This is a genomic window from Actinosynnema sp. CS-041913 (genome assembly GCF_050942485.1).
Taxonomy (GTDB): Bacteria; Actinomycetota; Actinomycetes; order Mycobacteriales; family Pseudonocardiaceae; genus Actinosynnema.
The window spans coordinates 7,422,150-7,439,537 of record NZ_CP192037.1 but is presented as its reverse complement, the minus strand read 5'-3'; the positions used below and the strand labels follow the sequence as shown (position 1 = coordinate 7,439,537).

Annotated in this window: 21 protein-coding genes; 14 read left to right on the top strand and 7 right to left on the bottom strand. The window is 71.0% G+C overall.

Annotated features, from left to right (window positions below; translation table 11 throughout):
• Positions 1-93: 93 nt before the first annotated feature.
• From ACQPZF_RS33370 to ACQPZF_RS33355, 4 genes are all read left to right on the top strand, one after another.
• Entirely contained in the window at positions 94-1,398 is a 1,305-nt protein-coding gene (locus ACQPZF_RS33370; RefSeq protein ID WP_433263841.1) for a M16 family metallopeptidase, read from the top strand.
• Complete coding sequence (gene dapB, locus ACQPZF_RS33365) at positions 1,395-2,183, top strand: 4-hydroxy-tetrahydrodipicolinate reductase (protein ID WP_433263839.1); 789 nt, start codon at positions 1,395-1,397, stop codon at positions 2,181-2,183. Before ACQPZF_RS33370 ends, dapB begins: the two co-directional genes overlap by 4 nt.
• Positions 2,180-2,635 (top strand): hypothetical protein, encoded by a 456-nt coding sequence (locus tag ACQPZF_RS33360; RefSeq protein ID WP_433263837.1) that lies wholly within the window; start codon positions 2,180-2,182, stop codon positions 2,633-2,635. The genes dapB and ACQPZF_RS33360 overlap by 4 nt, the downstream gene beginning before the upstream one ends.
• 237 nt (positions 2,636-2,872) lie before the next feature.
• Positions 2,873-3,196, top strand: coding sequence for a PRC-barrel domain-containing protein (locus ACQPZF_RS33355; RefSeq protein ID WP_433263836.1), 324 nt, complete (start codon positions 2,873-2,875; stop codon positions 3,194-3,196).
• On the opposite strand, the gene ACQPZF_RS33350 is transcribed toward ACQPZF_RS33355, so the two are convergent.
• Both ACQPZF_RS33350 and ACQPZF_RS33345 read right to left on the bottom strand, forming a co-directional pair.
• Positions 3,193-3,693, bottom strand: a complete 501-nt coding sequence (locus tag ACQPZF_RS33350) for a hypothetical protein (protein ID WP_433274826.1) — start codon at positions 3,691-3,693, stop codon at positions 3,193-3,195. The genes ACQPZF_RS33355 and ACQPZF_RS33350 overlap by 4 nt on opposite strands.
• Before the next feature lie 30 nt (positions 3,694-3,723).
• Positions 3,724-4,269, bottom strand: a complete 546-nt coding sequence (locus ACQPZF_RS33345) for an N-acetyltransferase family protein (RefSeq protein WP_433263834.1) — start codon at positions 4,267-4,269, stop codon at positions 3,724-3,726.
• Positions 4,270-4,333: 64 nt separating this feature from the next.
• Here ACQPZF_RS33345 and ACQPZF_RS33340 point away from each other — a divergent pair, with 64 nt between their 5' ends.
• Both ACQPZF_RS33340 and ACQPZF_RS33335 read left to right on the top strand, forming a co-directional pair.
• Entirely contained in the window at positions 4,334-5,185 is an 852-nt protein-coding gene (locus ACQPZF_RS33340) for an EamA family transporter (protein ID WP_433263832.1), read from the top strand.
• A 25-nt stretch (positions 5,186-5,210) separates the two neighbouring features.
• A complete protein-coding gene (locus ACQPZF_RS33335) occupies positions 5,211-6,416 on the top strand; it encodes a winged helix-turn-helix domain-containing protein (RefSeq protein WP_433263830.1) in 1,206 nt (401 codons plus the stop codon).
• A gap of 185 nt (positions 6,417-6,601) precedes the next feature.
• On the opposite strand, the gene ACQPZF_RS33330 is transcribed toward ACQPZF_RS33335, so the two are convergent.
• Together ACQPZF_RS33330 and ACQPZF_RS33325 are read right to left on the bottom strand one after the other, a co-directional pair.
• Entirely contained in the window at positions 6,602-7,516 is a 915-nt protein-coding gene (locus ACQPZF_RS33330) for a DUF4097 family beta strand repeat-containing protein (protein WP_433263828.1), read from the bottom strand.
• A complete protein-coding gene (locus ACQPZF_RS33325; RefSeq protein ID WP_433263826.1) occupies positions 7,501-8,016 on the bottom strand; it encodes a toxin-antitoxin system HicB family antitoxin in 516 nt (171 codons plus the stop codon). Before ACQPZF_RS33325 ends, ACQPZF_RS33330 begins: the two co-directional genes overlap by 16 nt.
• Before the next feature lie 160 nt (positions 8,017-8,176).
• On the opposite strand from ACQPZF_RS33325, the gene thyX reads away from it, so the two are divergent.
• The 6 genes from thyX (at position 8,177) to ACQPZF_RS33295 (ending at position 14,184) form a co-directional block, all read left to right on the top strand.
• Positions 8,177-8,929 (top strand): FAD-dependent thymidylate synthase, encoded by a 753-nt coding sequence (gene thyX / locus ACQPZF_RS33320; protein WP_433263824.1) that lies wholly within the window; start codon positions 8,177-8,179, stop codon positions 8,927-8,929.
• Positions 8,930-8,931: 2 nt separating this feature from the next.
• Positions 8,932-9,321, top strand: coding sequence for an ACT domain-containing protein (locus ACQPZF_RS33315; RefSeq protein ID WP_433263822.1), 390 nt, complete (start codon positions 8,932-8,934; stop codon positions 9,319-9,321).
• 170 nt (positions 9,322-9,491) lie between these two features.
• Positions 9,492-10,931 (top strand): serine/threonine-protein kinase, encoded by a 1,440-nt coding sequence (locus ACQPZF_RS33310; RefSeq protein WP_433263821.1) that lies wholly within the window; start codon positions 9,492-9,494, stop codon positions 10,929-10,931.
• A gap of 10 nt (positions 10,932-10,941) precedes the next feature.
• The gene (locus tag ACQPZF_RS33305; protein ID WP_433263819.1) at positions 10,942-11,562 is read left to right on the top strand and encodes a TIGR03085 family metal-binding protein; all 621 of its coding nucleotides are present in this window, start codon (positions 10,942-10,944) and stop codon (positions 11,560-11,562) included.
• A 49-nt stretch (positions 11,563-11,611) separates the two neighbouring features.
• Complete coding sequence (gene dapA, locus ACQPZF_RS33300) at positions 11,612-12,508, top strand: 4-hydroxy-tetrahydrodipicolinate synthase (protein WP_433263818.1); 897 nt, start codon at positions 11,612-11,614, stop codon at positions 12,506-12,508.
• Positions 12,505-14,184 (top strand): ribonuclease J, encoded by a 1,680-nt coding sequence (locus ACQPZF_RS33295; RefSeq protein ID WP_433263816.1) that lies wholly within the window; start codon positions 12,505-12,507, stop codon positions 14,182-14,184. Before dapA ends, ACQPZF_RS33295 begins: the two co-directional genes overlap by 4 nt.
• 6 nt (positions 14,185-14,190) lie before the next feature.
• Here ACQPZF_RS33295 and ACQPZF_RS33290 read toward each other — a convergent pair whose 3' ends face one another.
• Positions 14,191-14,526, bottom strand: a complete 336-nt coding sequence (locus tag ACQPZF_RS33290; RefSeq protein ID WP_433263814.1) for a hypothetical protein — start codon at positions 14,524-14,526, stop codon at positions 14,191-14,193.
• Positions 14,527-14,624: 98 nt separating this feature from the next.
• Between ACQPZF_RS33290 and ACQPZF_RS33285 the strand changes: the two genes are divergently transcribed.
• Positions 14,625-15,488, top strand: coding sequence for a helix-turn-helix domain-containing protein (locus tag ACQPZF_RS33285; RefSeq protein ID WP_433263813.1), 864 nt, complete (start codon positions 14,625-14,627; stop codon positions 15,486-15,488).
• Position 15,489: 1 nt separating this feature from the next.
• Complete coding sequence (locus ACQPZF_RS33280; RefSeq protein ID WP_433263811.1) at positions 15,490-15,675, top strand: DUF397 domain-containing protein; 186 nt, start codon at positions 15,490-15,492, stop codon at positions 15,673-15,675.
• On the opposite strand, the gene ACQPZF_RS33275 is transcribed toward ACQPZF_RS33280, so the two are convergent.
• Complete coding sequence (locus ACQPZF_RS33275) at positions 15,662-16,573, bottom strand: EamA family transporter (protein ID WP_433263810.1); 912 nt, start codon at positions 16,571-16,573, stop codon at positions 15,662-15,664. The genes ACQPZF_RS33280 and ACQPZF_RS33275 overlap by 14 nt on opposite strands.
• A complete protein-coding gene (locus ACQPZF_RS33270; protein WP_433263808.1) occupies positions 16,570-17,349 on the bottom strand; it encodes a lysophospholipid acyltransferase family protein in 780 nt (259 codons plus the stop codon). The genes ACQPZF_RS33275 and ACQPZF_RS33270 overlap by 4 nt, the downstream gene beginning before the upstream one ends.
• Positions 17,350-17,388: the final 39 nt, after the last annotated feature.

Below are 17,388 nucleotides of genomic sequence, written 5' to 3'. Positions count from 1 at the left end.
AGCGTCAACGGGACGGCCGCGAGTGCTTCTGGCACTCGCGGCCGTCCGCTTAACACCAGGCTCGGGCACCTCCAGCGGCCCGGCAGCACGCGGGTGCTGGAGCAGGGCGCGACCGGCGTGAACGTGCGCCGCAGCGTGCTGCCGGCGGGCCTGCGGGTGATCACCGAGCAGATCCCGGGGGTGCGGTCGGCGTCGGTCGGCCTGTGGGTGCAGGTCGGCTCGCGGGACGAGCGGTCGGAGGTCGCGGGCGCGGCGCACTACCTGGAGCACCTGCTGTTCAAGGGCACCGCGAACCGGTCGGCGGCGGCCATCGCCGAGGAGATCGACGCGGTGGGCGGCGAGCTGAACGCGTTCACCGCCAAGGAGCACACCTGCTACTACGCGCACGTCCTGGACGAGGACCTGCCGCTGGCGCTGGACCTGGTGTGCGACGTGGTGTTCGAGGCGCTGTGCGAGCCGCGCGACTTCGAGACCGAGCGGGGGGTCGTGCTGGAGGAGATCGCCATGCGCGACGACGACCCGGAGGACCTGCTGCACGACGCGTTCCTGGACGCGATGCTCGGCGAGCACCCGCTGGGGCGTTCGGTGCTGGGCACCGAGCGGTCCATCCAGGACATGGACCGGGCGGCGCTGTTCGGGTTCTACAAGCGCCGCTACACGCTGCCCCGGATGGTGCTGGCGGTGGCGGGCAACGTGGACCACAACCACGTGATGCGGTTGGCGCGCAAGCAGATCGGGGCCCGGCTCGGCCGCACCGGCGCGCCGGTCGCGCCGCGCGTGGGCCGTGCGCGCATCCCCGGCGCGCGGAAGCTGGTGCTGCACACCGACGACACCGAGCAGGCGCACCTGATGCTGGGCGTGCGGGCGCTGGACCGGCACGACGAGCGCCGGTTCGCGTTGAACGTGCTGAACGCCGCGCTGGGCGGCGGCATGAGTTCCCGGCTGTTCCAGGAGGTCCGCGAACGGCGGGGTCTGGCGTACCAGGTGTACTCGTCGGTCGGCCTGTACGCGGACACCGGCACGTGGTCGGTGTACGCGGGTTGCCAGCCGGACCGGCTCGGCGACGTGGCCGGCGTGGTGCGGGACGTGCTGTCCGTGGTGGCGTCGGGAGGGTTGAGCGACGCGGAGGTCGCGCGCGGCAAGGGCCAGTTGCGCGGCGGGCTCGTGCTGGGCCTGGAGGACACCAGCTCGCGCATGTCGCGGATCGGCAAGGGGGAGCTGAACTACGGCGACTACCTGTCGGTGGAGCAGACCTTGGCGCGCATCGACGAGGTCACCGCGGACGAGGTGGCCGCGCTGGCCCGGGAGTTGCTGCGACGCCCCGTCGCCGCCGCCGTGGTCGGCCCTTACGCTCACGCCGACGACTTGCCGCCCCAGGTGCACGAGGTGATCTCTTGACTCAGCGTTCTTCCGAGCCCGCCGGCAGGTCTTCGACCGAGCCCGTCCGGGTGGGTGTCATCGGCGCACGTGGCCGCATGGGCGCGGAGGTCGTCCGCGCCGTGGAAGCGGCGGACGACCTGGAGGTCGTCGCGATGGTGGACGCGGGCGACTGGCTGTTCAACCTGTCCGACGCCGGGGCGGAGGTCGTGGTCGACTTCACCAGCCCCGAGGTGGTGATGGACAACATCCGGTTCTGCGTGGACAACGACATCCACGCGGTGGTCGGCACGTCCGGCTTCGACGCGCAGCGGCTGTCGACGGTCGCGGAGTGGCTGGAGCCCAAGCCGTCGCTGGGTGTGCTGGTGGCCCCGAACTTCGCGATCGGCGCGGTGCTGTCCATGCGGTTCGCCGAGCTGGCGGCCCGCTACTACGAGTCGGCGGAGGTCGTCGAGCTGCACCACCCGCGCAAGCTGGACGCCCCGTCCGGCACGGCCGCGCACACCGCACGGCTGATCACGCAGGCCCGTGAGGCGGCCGGCATGGCGCCGATGCCCGACGCGACCGCCCAGGAGGCCCCTGGCGCGCGGGGCACGCTCGTGGGCGACGTGCGGGTGCACTCGCTGCGGGTGGCGGGCCTGATCGCGCACCAGGAGGTCGTGTTCGGCACGGAAGGCGAGACGCTGACGCTGCGCCACGACTCGCTGGACCGGAAGTCGTTCATGCCGGGCGTGCTGCTGGCGGTGCGCTCCGTCTTCACCCACCCCGGCCTGTCGGTGGGGCTCGACAAGTACATGGACCTGTGAAGACCCGTACCACCGCGTTCCTCATCACCGCCGCGCTCGCGGTGTACTTCGTGCTGCTCGGCGGGCGCGCGGTGGTGCTGCTCGGCACGGGTGACCCGGTCGGCATCGGGCTCGGCGTCGGTGTGCTGGTGCTGCCGCTGATCGGGGTGTGGATCGCGTGGACGAACCTGAGGTTCGGGTTCGTCACGGAGCGGATGGCCCGGCAGCTCGCCGACGAGGGCGCGCTGCCGGACACGTCCGGGCTGCCGCGCCGGCCGTCGGGCCGGGTGGACCGGGAGGCGGCGGACGCCTGGTTCGAGGAGCGGCGGGCCGAGGTGGAGGCCGCGCCGGAGGACTGGCGGCGCTGGTTCGCCCTGGCGCAGGCCTACGACCTGGCCGGGGACCGCGGCCGGGCGCGCGAGACCATGCGGAAAGCCATCGACCTATTCCAGGTGCCGAAGAATCATGTGTGAAGCATCCGGGTGAGATGTAATTCATCCGGTCTTAACGCCTTCTTGCCTTGGTTCGTTCGGTATCAGCTCGATACCGTAGTGGTGTGCCGAACACTTACGCGACCCTGCGGCTCACCATCGCGTGCCTCGTCATCGTCACCGCGTTCAGTGCCGCCCTCACCCTGACGTAGCCCGAAAGCCTCACCCGACCGGGTGCATCCGGGTGCGTTGGCTGCACCGTTCGGGTAGCCGCGAAGCATGGACGCAACAGCGGTGGATCGCCTCTACGACTGCGACCTGCTCGACCGGCACGGCGAGCGCATCGGCCCGGTGGCGGAGCTGTGGCTGGACAACGGCCGTCCCCTGTGGGCGGCCGTGCGCACCCACGACGCCACCACCCTCGTGCCCATCCGGGGCGCGCAAATGCGTGACCGCAGGCTCGTCGTGCCGGTCGCCAAGCAGGAGATCGAGGACGCGCCGCGGGTGAGCGCGGAACTGTCCGAAGTGGAGCACGCGGAACTGCACGACCACTACGGACTCACCGTGCCCGCGCAACGGCTCGTGCGGCACGTCAGGCGTTAGTGCAGCAGCCAGCCCGCCATGAGGCCGGGCGACGCGGCCAGGATGCTGAACCGGGCGAACCGCCCGACCATCCCGGTCGTGATGAACAGCCACGACGACATGCCCGCGAGGCCGGCCAGCACCGTCGTGAACATGAACGGCGGCAGGCCCACCACGGAACTCACCGCGTGCGTGCCGAACATCCAGTGCGGGTGCCGGTGGCACCGGTCCCGCACCCACTCCAGGCGTGCTTTCCACTTCACCCGGAACGGCGACAGCGGCTTCGGCGCCTTCTCCTTGCGCTTCAGCCACGCCGGCAGGTGCCAGTCACCCCGCGCGGCCAGGAAGTAGAACATCTTGCCCAGCACCTGGCCCACCGCCACGGCGAGCCCGATCCACCACCACGAGATGTGCGGTTGCTGCGTGACGAGGCCGATGACGAAGACCTCGATGCTGATGAGAGGGATGATCGCGGACCCGAACGCCACGCCGAACGTCAGGCCGAGCCAGCCCAGCAGTGCCCACACCTCTCCGAGGCTAGCAACCCCTCAGGCCGTCAACAGTAGGGTCAACCCCCCGGAAACCCTGATTTCGCGCAATGGCCGTCCCCCGGCGTCCAGCGTGCGCACGGTGCCGTCGCTCTCCCAGCCGGCCTTGGCGTAGAAGCCGGTGGACGCCTTGTCCGCCTCTGGAATCCACGCGATGCCGCGCGTGCTCCCGTTGTCCCGCAACGCCTGCGCGGCGATCGCGAGCAGCCGCCCGCCGTGGCCCCGACGACCCCAGCGCGGTTCGACCAGGACGTTGAACAACGCGGTCGTCGCGGCGTCCTCGGGCAGCGTGCCGTCAGCTCGGGCGACCTCGCCCTCCGGCGCCGGACCGGCCACGCAGAAACCCACCAGGTACGCGCCTTCCACGGCGACGAACACCTGCCCGTCCGCCACGGCCTCGGTCCAGGCCTCGGTGGTGTCGCCCAGACCCGTCAGCACTTCGTCCGGCAGCAGGTCCTTGTACGCGGTGTGCCAGGTGTCGCGGTGGATGCGGACGATCTCCGGCACGTCTTCGGAAGTCGCGGTGCGGACTGTGGCGTCGGCCATATACGCACCCTAGTGGCCGAAACCTGCGTGATCCGGACGGGTGTCCCGTGAAAGCGTGCGATGTATGCGTTGGGCTGCGTTGGGCGTCGTGTACGTGGTGTGGGGGTCGACGTATGTCGGGATCAAGTTCAGCATCGAGACCATGCCGCCGATGTTGTCGGCGGGGGCGAGGTTCATGACAGCCGGCCTGGTGCTCGCGCTCGTCCTGCGCGGTCGGATGCGCATGACGTGGCCGCAGTTCCGGACCGCATTGCTGGTGGGTCTGCTGCTGCCCGCGTGGGGCAACGGTCTCGTCGTGGTGGCGCAGCAGTCCGTTCCTTCGGGTCTGGCCGCATTGCTTGTCGCTTCGGTGCCGTTGTATGTCGTGCTGTTGCGTCGTATAGGCGGCGAGCGTCCGCCTTACGTGACTTATCTGGGCGTGGTGCTCGGTCTCGTCGGGTTGGCCGTGCTGGTGCTGCACGATGTGAGCGGGTCGACGTGGTGGGGGCCGTTGGTGGTGCTGCTGGCGGCGTTCGGCTGGGCCCTGGGCACGTACCTGAACGGCCGGTTGCCTTCCGCCGACCCGTTCGCCATGTCGGCGGTGGAAATGCTGACCGGTGGCCTGGCGTTGACGATGATCGGTGTGTTCGCGGGGGAGCGGGTGACGTTGTCGGAGGTGTCCCCGGCGTCGTGGTGGGCGTGGGGCTACCTGGTGGTGTTCGGCTCGCTGCTCGCGTTCAGCTCGTACGTGTACGTGCTCGGGAAGCTGCCGGTGTCGACCGTGTCGACCTACGCGTATGTGAACCCGGTGATCGCCGTGCTGCTCGGCGTGTGGCTGGCCGACGAGCGATTCGGCCTGTTCCAGTTGGCGGGCGGCCTGCTGGTGGTGCTCGCGGTGCTGCTGGTGGTCCGCGCCGAACGGAAATGTCGTACCTGAGTGGGAGTATCCGACCGTGCAGAAGATGAGTGCGGACGTGGCCCGCCGGATAGCGCTGGGCGCGCAGGGATTCGCCGACCCCAGGCCGGCCTCCTCGCCGACCCGCCGGCACCTCCAGCGGGTGCTGTCCCGGGTGCGGCTGCTCCAGCTCGACTCGGTCAACGTCGCCGTGCGCGCGCACTACATGCCGGTGTTCAGCCGGCTCGGCGGCTACGAGCCCTCGCTGGTGGACGAGGCGGCGTGGTCGCACAGCTCCCGCAAGCCGAGGCTGCTGGTCGAGTACTGGGCGCACGAGGCCAGCCTGGTGCCGGTGGAGGACTGGCCGCTGTTCCACTCGGGCGCCAAGCGGCCGGGCTGGTGGCGCAACTACACGTCGACCGTCGAGCGCGAGCCGCAGCTCGTGGAGGACATCCTGGCGGTGGTGAAGGAGCTGGGCCCGGTGGGCGCGGGCGCGATCGAGAAGGCGCTGGCCGGCGGCGGCCCGCGGAACAAGGACCACTGGGGCTGGAACTGGTCCGAGGTCAAGAAGGTCTGCGAGTACCTGTTCGGGTCCGGTGCGCTGACGACGGGCTCCCGGCGGGGCTTCGAGCGGCTCTACGACCTGACCGAGCGCGTGCTGCCGCCGGAGGTGCTGGCCCGCCGCGTGCCGGCCGAGGAGGGTGCTCGCGAACTGGTGACGCGGGCGGCCACGGCGCTGGGCGTGGCGACGGAACCCGACCTGCGCGACTACTACCGGCTGGCGCCGGCGCGCAGCCAACAGGCGGTCCGCGAGCTGGTGGAGGCAGGCGTCCTGGAGCCGGTCCAAGTCCAGGGCTGGTCCGCGCCGGCCTACCGCCACACCGCGGCCCGGGTGCCCAGGGCCATCACCGGCCGGGCGCTGCTGTGCCCGTTCGACCCGCTGATCTGGGAACGCGCCCGCACCGAACGGATCTTCGACTTCCACTACCGCATCGAGATCTACGTGCCGGAAGCCAAACGGGTGCACGGCTACTACGTCTTCCCGTTCCTGCTCGACGGCCGGCTGGTAGGTCGCGTGGACCTGAAGGCCGACCGGGCGGCGGGCATCCTGCGCGTGCAGTCCGCCCACTCCGAGCCCGACACCGATCACGGCCGGGTGGCGGTGGAGCTGGCCGCCGAACTCCGCCACATGGCCGACTGGCTGAGACTGGACAGGGTCCAGGTCACGCCACGCGGCGACTTGGCCCCGGCCTTGAAGGCGGTGGTGCGCTGAGTACTGCGACCAGGCCGTACTGCCGCGAACGCACGTGCCTGCGGACACCTGCGGACACCTGCGGCGCGCGCGTCGGGGGTGCGCGCGCCGCAGGCGGTCTGTCAGCAGGTGGCCGCGGTCAACTGGTGGCCGTGTTGAGCTGATGGTCGTGTCGGCTGGTGGCCGCGGTCGGTTGGTGGCCGCGGTCAGCTTGTCGACGCGGTCACCAGGGCGTCGCCGCTGCCGGTGCGGCCCGTGACGAACAGTCGTGCCTCACCCTCCGGCGGGGTGTTCGAGACGTCGAGTTCGCTGCGCGCCGTGCCCGAGCTGGACACGAGGTCGATCTGCGCCGCCACACCCGGCCGGATGCCGACCCGCACGTCGCCTGATCCGGTGCCCATCTGGATGCGGCCCGAGGCGGCGTCGGCGACCGTGACGTCCCCGCTGCCGGTGCGCACCTGCACGTCGTTCTGCACCGCGCCCAGCCAGACGTCACCGGTGCCGGTGTAGAGGATGGTGTTGCCGCCCACGGACGACACCTCGATGTCGCCGCTGCCGGTCTTCGCGCGCAGGCCGCCCAGCATCGGACCGAGGCGCACCTTGCCCGACCCCGAGTTGACCTGGGACGACGCGTCCGCCCGGTCGGCCGTGACGTCACCCGTCCCGGTTCGGATCTCCAGCCGGGCCGCGGCACCGGTCACGGTCACGTCGGCCGCGCCGGACTTCGCGATCACGGACGACCCGATCGGCGCGCGCACCGTCACACCCAACGCCACCGCGCGCAGCGGCAGCGACTTGGACGACTGGACGCTCAACCGCTGCCCGGTCAGCTCGACCCGCGCGTCCCGCACCGCCTCGGCCGGTCCGGTCGGCTGGCCGCGGCCGGCCCCGAACTGGTCGTTCACCCAGCTCAGCAAGCTGTTCAGACCCGCGGTCCAGGCCTCGCCGGCGGACGCCTCGTGCCGGACCTCCACGTGCACGCCGGGCTCGTCCACGAGGTGCACCCGCACCCGCCCGGCCAGCAGGGCGATGTCGATCTCGACCGCGCCCTCCACCTCGAAGCTCTGCTGCCGAACGACATCCGACTCCACGGTCTCCCCCTCCATCAGCCCTGCACCCATCCCTGCACCCGGGAGCCGTCGTCCTTGGGCGGCTTGGCGGCGGACTGCGGCCCGTGGCCCCTGTGGTGGCCGCGGCGTCCGCCCACCGCGCCCTGCACGGCCTGGGCGACGAACGTGTTGAGCGACAACCCCTGCGCCGCGGCGGCCTGCTCGGCCTTGGACTTCAGCTCGTCCAGCAGCCGCAACGTGATGCGTGTGGCGTCACTCCCGGCGGTCCGGGGAACTTCCTGCGGCTCCGGTTCGTGGTCCTCACGGGAGGACGCGCCGGTCACGACCACCTGGACGTCCCGGCCGTCCAACCGGACCTCGACGACCGGGCCGTCGAGCGCCACGGTCACCTCCGCGGCCAGGTCGGACAGTGCGTTCATGAGTGCCAGCCGGGCGGCCGGCTCCAGCGCTGCGGACAGCACGGCCGCGGTGCGCCGGGTGTCTTCCGTCCCGGCGGACGCGGCTGTCGCAAGGTCCTCGCGCAGTTGTGCGATGTACGGCGACAGATCCATGACACCACCATGCCGTCAGATTTGACATCAGTCAAGCGTCACGGTGACGCCGATCCTGCCCGGCGACCGGGTTCCGACGCACTGGAACGGCCCCGACACCGTGCGCGAGGACCGCCGAGGCGCGGTAGGGCCGAACAGCGGATCGGTTAGGGTTCCGCCCATGGCTGAGACGGTGTCGCCGAAGGTGCAGTTGATCGCGAAGACGGAGTTCTTCCCCCCGGACGGCGTCCCGTGGTCCACCGACGCCGACGGCGGCGAGGCGCTCGCCGAGTTCGCCGGTCGCGCCTGCTACCAGTCGTGGACCAAGCCGAACCCCGCCACCGCGACCAACGCCGGCTACCTCAAGCACATCATCGAGGTCGGCCATCTGTCCGTCCTCGAACACGGTTCGGTCAGCTTCTACCTCACCGGCATCTCCCGGTCGCTCACCCACGAGCTGATCCGGCACCGGCACTTCTCCTACTCGCAGCTCTCGCAGCGCTACGTGCCCGAGCGCAACGCCGCCATGGTCGAGCCCGACGTGATCGCGGACGACCCCGAGCTGCACGAGAAGTTCCTCCAGGCCGCCCAGGCGAGCGTGGACGCCTACAACGAGCTGCTCAAGGGCCTCGAACAGAAGTTCTCCGACGTCCCGAGCGCCACCCTGCGCCGCAAGCAGGCCCGGCAGGCGGCCCGCGCGATCCTGCCCAACGCCACCGAGACCCGCATCGTGGTCACCGGCAACTACCGCGCCTGGCGGCACTTCATCGCCATGCGCGCCACCGAGCACGCCGACGTCGAGATCCGCGCCCTCGCGGTGGAGTGCCTGCGCCAGCTCCAGAAGGCCGCCGCCAACGTGTTCGCCGACTTCACCATCTCCACGCTGCCCGACGGCTCCGAGGTCGCCTCCAGTCCGCTGGTCACCGAGGGCTGAGCGTGAAGCGGCTGATCGTCGACGTCCGGCCGGGGGAGTACACCGTCGCGCGGCTCCCCGCCGACGCGCCCGTCCCGGCCGGGCTGCTCGACCACGCGCTCGTGTCCGTCACCCGGACGCCCGACGAGCTGTCCATCGTGTGCCCGAGCGAGCACGCGCCGGACACCGACGCCGTCCAGGCCGGCTGGCGGCTGCTGACCGTGCGCGGACCGCTGGAGTTCACGCTCACCGGCATCATGGCCGCGCTGTCGGGTGAACTGGCGGCAGCCGGCGTGAGCCTGTTCGCGCTGTCCACTTACGACACCGACCACCTGCTGGTGAAGGCCTCCGACCTCGGCCGGGCGGTCACCGCGCTGCGGGCGTCCGGCCACGAGGTCCACCTGCCCAACTGACCCATCCCGACCCGCCGGCTGTGGTAAACACGCGAGGCCGCGTCGGGAGGCCGCGCCGCATTTCCGGCGATCATGCTCTTCGATCGCCGGAAATCAGGCGCGGCCTGCCGACTTCCAGGCGGCCGAGCCGCGACGCCGAAGGCGGCGCCAAAAGGCGGAGGAGTACGACGGTGACTGGTCCCCAAGGTGTGAACGTCCAGCCCCGGGTGATCGCGGGCAGGTACACACTGCTCGGCGAGCTGGGCCGAGGCGGCATGGGCGTGGTGTGGCGCGCCCAGGACAACGTGATCGGTCGCCAGGTCGCGATCAAGGAGCTGCACCTGCCCGACGGCATCGCGCACGAGGAGCGCCGGGTGCTGGAGGAGCGGGTGCTCCGCGAGGCGCGCACCGCGGGCCGGCTCAACGACCCCGGCGTGGTCACCGTGTTCGACGTGATCGCCGAGCACGGCATGACCTACATCGTGATGGAGCTGGTCGAAGCCGCCACGCTGTCCACGATCATCGCCCAGGGCGGGCCGCTGCCGCAGGACCGGGTGATCGCCGTCGCGATGCAGGCGCTGTCCGCGCTGGACACCGCCCACCAGGCCGGGATCGTGCACCGGGACGTCAAGCCCGGCAACCTGATGGTGCAGCCCAACGGCCGGGTGAAGCTCACCGACTTCGGCATCGCCCAGGCCATGGACGACCCCCGGCTGACCACCAGCGGCAGCCTGATCGGCTCGCCCGCCTACATGTCGCCGGAACGCATCCACGGGCACGAGGCCTCGCCCGCCTCCGACCTGTGGGCGCTGGGTGCGACGCTCTGCTACGCCGTGGAGGGCGCGAACCCCTACGAGCGCTCCACCACCGCGTCCACCCTGCACGCGATCATGAACGAGATGCCCCGGCTGACCAGGGCGCACGGCGTGCTCGGCGCGGTGATCACTGGCCTGATGATGCCCGACCCGAACGCCCGGCTCACCGGCCCGCAGGCCCGCGCCATGCTGGAGCGCGCCGTCGCCCAGCCGACCCCGCCGCGGGGCTTCGCCGGGCCGCACCCGACCACGCAGTACGCCCCCACCCCGCCCGCGCAGCGCAAGCCGTGGCTGAAAGGCCTGATCACGGCCGGTGTCGCGGTCGGCGCGGTGGCGTTCTTCCTGGGCGGCATCATGGTCGACCGGTGGCTGTTCACCGACCAGCCGCCGGCCGCGATGGCGCCGACCTTCACGTTCGGCGCCGGCGGCCAGTTGCCCGAGTTCACGCTCAGCTCGAACCGGTGCGGCGACGACTGGCTGGCCGACTCGGTCCGGGTGGCCATCGCGGACTGCGACGCCGAGCACAACATCGAGGCGTTCGCGCAGGGCGACCCGTTCGGCTCGCAGGCGTCGGTGCCGTACCCCGGTGACGACTTTCTGCGGAAGTACGGCGAGGACTACTGCACGCTGATGTTCGAGTCGTCGCGGGTGCCGGTGGACAACAAGCAGACGACGCTGCGGTACGCGGCGGTCGTGCCCACGCAGGCGGAGTGGCGGCAGGACTACTCCTCCGCCAAGGGTTCCCGCGAGGTCACCTGCGTGCTGTGGAAGAAGGACCGCGTGCTGCTCACCGAACAGGTCTACGCCGAGAAGTAGCCTGGACCCCATGGGTGTCGCGCGGGACGAACGCAGGCTGCTGACCGAGCTGTTCGCCGAGGTGGGGCCGGACGCGCCCACGCTGTGCGACCCGTGGCGCACGAAGGACCTCGCCGCGCACCTCGTGCTGCGCGAACGCCGCCCGGACGCGGCGGCGGGCATCCTGCTGAAACCGCTGGCCCGGCACACCCAGAAGGTCCAGGACGCCTACGCCGCCAAGCCGTGGGCGGAACTGGTGGCGCTGGTGCGCACCGGACCGCCGAAATGGTCCCCGTACGCGTTGCTGGACGAACTGGTCAACAGCGTCGAGTACTTCGTGCACCACGAGGACGTCCGGCGCGCCCGCAGCGACTGGGAGCCGCGCTCGCCGGACCCCGCGCGGGACGCCGTGCTGTGGAAGGGCCTGCGCAGCGCCGCCCGGCTCACGTACCGCAACAGCCCGGTGGCCGTGGTGCTGCGCCGCCCCGACGGCGAGTCGGCCACCGTCAAGGCCGGGCCGAACCCCGTCGTGCTGACCGGACAGGTATCGGAATTGCTGTTGCACGCGTTCGGCCGCGATCGCGTCGACGTGGAATACGACGGCGACCCGGACGACGTCAAGGCCGTGAATACACTCAATCGGAGTGTGTGAACACCGGCCCATCAGGGGCCGCGTGCAGGTCAGGCGGTAGCGTTTGGCCATGACCGGATGCCCTACCGCTTCGCCCGGCCGCCCCTTCGGCCGTGTCCTCGCCGCCATGGTGACCCCGTTCGACGCCTCCGGGGCGTTGGACCTGGACAAGGCGCAGCAGCTCGCGAAGCACCTGGTCGAGCTCGGCAACGACGGTCTCGTGGTGAACGGAACCACCGGTGAGAGCCCGACCACCACGGACGCCGAGAAGGCGGACCTCATCCGTGCCGTCGTGGAGGCCGTCGGCGACCGCGCGACCGTGGTCAGCGGCGCCGGCACGTACGACACGGCGCACAGCGTCGAACTGGCCGAGCAGGCCGAGGCGGCCGGCGCGCACGGCCTGCTGGTGGTCACCCCGTACTACTCGCGGCCCACCCAGGCGGGCGTCGAAGCGCACTTCCGCACCGTCGCGGACGCCGTCGGCGTGCCCGTCATGCTCTACGACATCCCGCCCCGCACGGTGATCCCGATCGAGGTGGAGACCCTGCTGCGGCTCGCCGAGCACCCGCGTATCGTCGCGGTCAAGGACGCCAAGGGCGACCTGCTCGCGGGCAGCCGGGTGTTGGCGGCCACCGACCTGGCCTACTACTCCGGCGACGACCCGCTCAACCTGCCGTGGCTGTCGGTGGGCGCGGTCGGGTTCGTCAGCGTCATCGCGCACATCGCGGCCGACCGGCTGCGCGCCATGCTGGATGCGTTCGAGGGCGGCGACGCGGCCCGTGCGACCGCGATCCACCACGAACTGCTGCCCCTGCTGCGGCCGTTCAACCGGATGCCCGGCGTCACCTACGTCAAGGCCGCGCTGCGCCTGCGCGGCGTGGACGCGGGTGACCCGAGGCTGCCCCTGGTACCAGCGTCAACCGAGGACATCGAGGCCGTCACGGCCGAACTGGGAGTCAACGCGTGATCAATCCGAGCTCACCCCCGCCCGCACTGCCCGACGGAGGTCTGCGCGTCGTCGCACTGGGCGGCATCGGCGAGGTCGGCCGCAACATGACCGTGTTCGAACACGCCGGTCGGCTGCTGGTCGTGGACTGCGGCGTGCTGTTCCCCGAGGACGACCAGCCCGGCGTGGACCTGATCCTGCCGGACTTCCGGGCGATCGAGGAACGGCTGGACGACATCGACGCCCTGGTGCTCACGCACGGGCACGAGGACCACATCGGCGCGGTGCCGTTCCTGCTCAAGCTGCGCCCCGACCTGCCCGTGGTGGGGTCGCGGTTCACGCTGGCGCTGCTCGCGGCCAAGTGCAAGGAGCACCGGCAGAACCCGACCCTGGTGGAGATCTCGGACGGCGAGCTGCGCGCGTTCGGGCCGTACGAGCTGGAGTTCTTCGCGGTCAACCACTCCATCCCGGACGCGGTCGCGGTCGCCATCCGCACGCCGGCCGGCCTGGTGCTGCACACCGGCGACATCAAGCTGGACCAGTTGCCGCTGGACGGCAGGCTGACCGACCTGGCCGGGTTCTCCCGGCTGGGCGACGAGGGCGTGGACCTGTTCCTGGTCGACTCCACCAACGCCGAGGTGCCGGGCTTCGTGTCGCCGGAGCGGGAGATCGGCCCGGTGCTGGAGAACGTCATCCGCAAGGCGAACCAGCGGGTCATCGTGGCCTGCTTCGCCTCGCACGTGCACCGCGTGCAACAGGTGTTGGACGTGGCCGTGCAGTACGGCCGGCGGGTGGCGCTGGTGGGCCGTTCCATGGTCCGCAACATGGGCATCGCGGCCGAGCTGGGCTTCCTGAAGGTGCCGGACGGCCTGTTCGTGGACCTGCACGAGGCCATGGACCTGCCGGAGAACGAGGTGCTGTTCGTGTCGACGGGCTCGCAGGGCGAGCCGCTGTCGGCGCTGTCCCGCATGGCGCGCGGCGAGCACCGGCAGATCTCGATCCAGGCCGGCGACACGATCGTGCTGGCCAGCTCGCTGATCCCCGGCAACGAGAACGCGGTCTTCGGCGTGGTCAACGGCCTGGCCCGGCTGGGCGCGACGGTCATCCACCAGGGCAACGCGAAGGTGCACGTGTCCGGCCACTCGCCGGCGGGGGAGCTGCTGTTCCTCTACAACGCGGTGCGGCCGTCGAACGTCATGCCGGTGCACGGCGAGTGGCGCCACCTGCGGGCGAACGCGGCGCTGGCGGTCGCGACGGGCGTGACCGAGGAACGGGTCGTGATCGCCGAGGACGGCGTGGTCGTGGACCTGGTCGACGGCAAGGCGGCCATCAGCGGCCGGGTCGAGGTGGGCCACGTCTACGTCGACGGCCTGTCCGTCGGCGACGTCGGCGAGTCGACCCTGTCGGACCGCCTGGTGCTGGGCGAAGGCGGCTTCATCGCCATCACGGTGGCGGTGGACTCCAACTCGGGCCGGGCGGTGGCGCCGCCGACCGTGTCCGGCCGGGGCTTCTCCGACGACCCGAAGGCGCTGGACCAGGCCGTCTCGCTGGTGGAGATGGAGCTGTCCCGCACCGAGGCCGAGGGCATCACCGACTCGCACCGCATTGCGCAGGCCGTGCGCCGCGTGGTGGGCCGCTGGGTCGCCGAGACCTACCGCCGCCGGCCGATGATCGTGCCCACGATCATCCCGGTGTGAGGTAGTTCAGTCGTCGGACGGGGTTGCCGCGTCCGGGTTCAGCCACACCAGGCGAGCCCGGACGCGGCTGCCCATCCGGAACGCGATCAGCGCGTGCTCGGGCTCGTCCAGACTCAGCCGCATCCCGCCCGTCACCGAGACGACTTCGGCGTGGTCGGCGAACGCCATGCCCCACGCGGCGATCGCGCCGTCGACCCGGTGGCCGTATTCCTGAACGACCGCGAACAGCCTCGGAGCTTGATCAGCGACCATCCGCTCCAGGATGGTCGCGAACCGCGCTTCGTCGCCGAGCGGCGTGAGGCCGGACGGGTCGGGCACGTAGAGATCAAGTGGATGCGCCATGCGAATCAGCGTAAGACGGCTCGTAATATATTCAAGCTGAGTCAACCGATCGTATGAACTTCTGCTGCCTTCGGTGCCCTGAATGGGATACTGAGTTCATGACCGACCGGCGGGCTGACCCATCCGCGTTGCGCTTCCTGATCGGCCACGACCTCCGGGCGATGCGCGAACGTGCGGGCGTGAAGCAAATCGAGGCCGCCGAGGCACTGGGGTGCAGCCAGCCGAAGATCAACCACCTGGAGAGCGGGCGGACCCAGCAGCAACCCGAGCAGGTGACCATCCTGCTCAAGCGCTATGGCGCGGACGTCGAGCACATCGACCGCATGGCGTCGTTGGCGGGTCGGGCTGATCAAGGCACGTGGTGGGCTCCGTTCGGGGACGCGTTGCCCAACTGGTTCAAGACTTTCGTCGGGCTGGAGGGCCTCGCCACCTCGGCGTTCACCTACAAGTCCTTGGTGCTGCCAGGCCAGTTCCAGACAGCGGAGTATGCCGCCGCGCTGTTGGTGGGCAACCTCCGCGTCGCACCGATGGACGCGCCGCACGTCATCGCGGCGCGGATGGCCCGCCAGCGTGTTCTCGGCTCGAACCCGTTGCGGATTCGAGCCGTCATCGAGCAGCACCTGCTCGATCGCGTGGTCGGCGGGGCCGAGGTCATGCGGGCGCAACTCCGGCGTCTGCTTTCCCTTATGCGGCAGAAGAACGTCGAGCTGCGCGTGATGCCTGTCGAGGTCGCCGTGCACGACGGGTTGGACGGCGACTTCCTCCTGCTGGACTTCGAGGAGGCCCAGGGCATCGGCTACATCGAGTATCCGAACGGCGCGGTGTACGTCCAGGACCAGGATCAGGTCGCCGCGTATAGGCTGGCGGCCGATCGGTTGTGCGCCGCCGCGCTGTCGGTGTCCGATTCCGCCGACCTCATCGCGGCGCGGATCGCGGCCCTGGACCCGAGTTCGGAGGACTGAGATGACCCCTGCCGACCGCCTGGCTTGGCGGACCTCCAGCTACAGCAGCAACGGCGAAGCCTGCGTCGAAGTCGCGCCCACCACCAACGGCGCGGTCGTCCGTGACACCAAGCACCGCGCCGGCGGGACGATCTCGTTCCCGATCACCGCGTGGAAAGCGTTCGTCACCGGCCTCACCCAGGCGTAGGCACGGGCTCCACCACGGCAGCGGTGCGGCTGCTCGCCACTTGGACCACGGCCGCACCGCTCAGCAACACCACCGCGCCGGCCACCTGCACGACGGTCAGCGCCTCGCCCAGCAGCCACCAAGCCAGCACGGTCGCCACCAACGGCTCCAGCAGCCCGATCACACTCGCCGCCGACGAAGACAGGTGGCGCAGCGACACGATGCCCGCGAGGTACGCCACCGCCGTCGCGACGAAAGCCAGCCCCAGCAACAGGATCCACGTCGGCCCCAGCTCGGTGTCCCGCCCCATCGGCACCAGCCAAGGCGGGCTCAGCACGGCCAGCACCACCGCGCCGACCATCATCCCCACCGCCAGCACACCGAACGGGTCGTGCTTGCCCGCCGCCTTCTCACCCAGCAGGTAGTACGCGGCCGTGCACACCGCCGACCCCAACCCCGCCAGCACGCCCACGGTGTCGAGCTGGACCGACCGCCACACCTCGCCGACCAGCGCCAACCCCAGCAGCGCCACCGCCATGCCCCACCAGACGGCCCCGGCCAACCTGGTCTTCCGCACGAACCGCACCCACAGCGCCACCAGGATCGGCGCGGTGAACTCCAGCAGCATCGCGATGCCGACCGGAATCCGCGCCGCCGACACGAAGAACAGCAGCGGCGCGCCGATCACGCCGAACAGGCCGTAGCCGACCAGCAGTCCCCAGTCGCGCCGGGCGAAACGCAGCGCCCGGGGGCGCGCCAACGCCACGAAAGCCAGCAGCAGCACGGCCGAGATGCCGATCCGCGCGCTGGTGACCTGGGTCGCCGTGACCCCGGTCGCCATCACCGGTTTCGCCAGCACACCGGACATCCCGAACGTCAGCGACGACAGCAGCGCCAGCGCCAGACCCCGTGTGCTCACGCGGCTTCCGGACGCCACGGGCTGCGCCCGGTGGTGGGTCGGGTCGGGTCGTGGAACTTCGGCCGGTCCATCTCGTCCGCCCGCAGCGGCGCCAAGCCGGCCGTGATGGCCCGCATGATCCGCTCGTGCGCCCGCCGCGCGTCGCCCGGACGCCCGTCCTGCAGGTCCGACAGGTCGACCGGCGAGCCGAAGTGCACCTGGAACGTCGGACGGCGGCGCAGCCCGCGCAGGTACGAGGTCAGGTAGGGCTTGAAGTCGTCCCAGCCGTCGACGCGGGTGTTACCCCAGTACACGGCCTCGTGCGCGCCCCACTGGCTGACCGGGACCACCGGCACCCCGCCGCTCAGCGCGAGCCGCGCCGCGCCAGTCTTGCCGCGTTCCGGCCACAGACCCGGGTCTTTGCTGATGCCGCCCTCCGGGTACACGGCGAGCGGGTCGCCGCCGGCGCGCAGCGCTTCGACCGCCCGGTGGTAGGCCTCGCCGACGGACGCCGACGCGCGGTCGACCCGCAGGTGGCCCGACGCCTTCAGCGCGGGGCCCATGACCGGGGCGTCGAGCAGGCCGCCCGCCAGCATGAAGCGTGGGGCCACACCGATCTTGTGGCACGCGGCGATCAGGACGAACGGGTCGAGGTTGCCGATGTGGTTGGACGCGAGCAGCAGGGGACGGCCCTTGAGGTGCGCCGGGATGTCGCCGGTGACGTGAAGCCGTCCGCTGAGACCGACGAACCCACGGTCGACGGTGGTCAGCACGCGCCACAGCAGTGGTGTGGACACAGCGGGGAAGGCTACGGCGTGTCGACGTGTGGGCGTAGC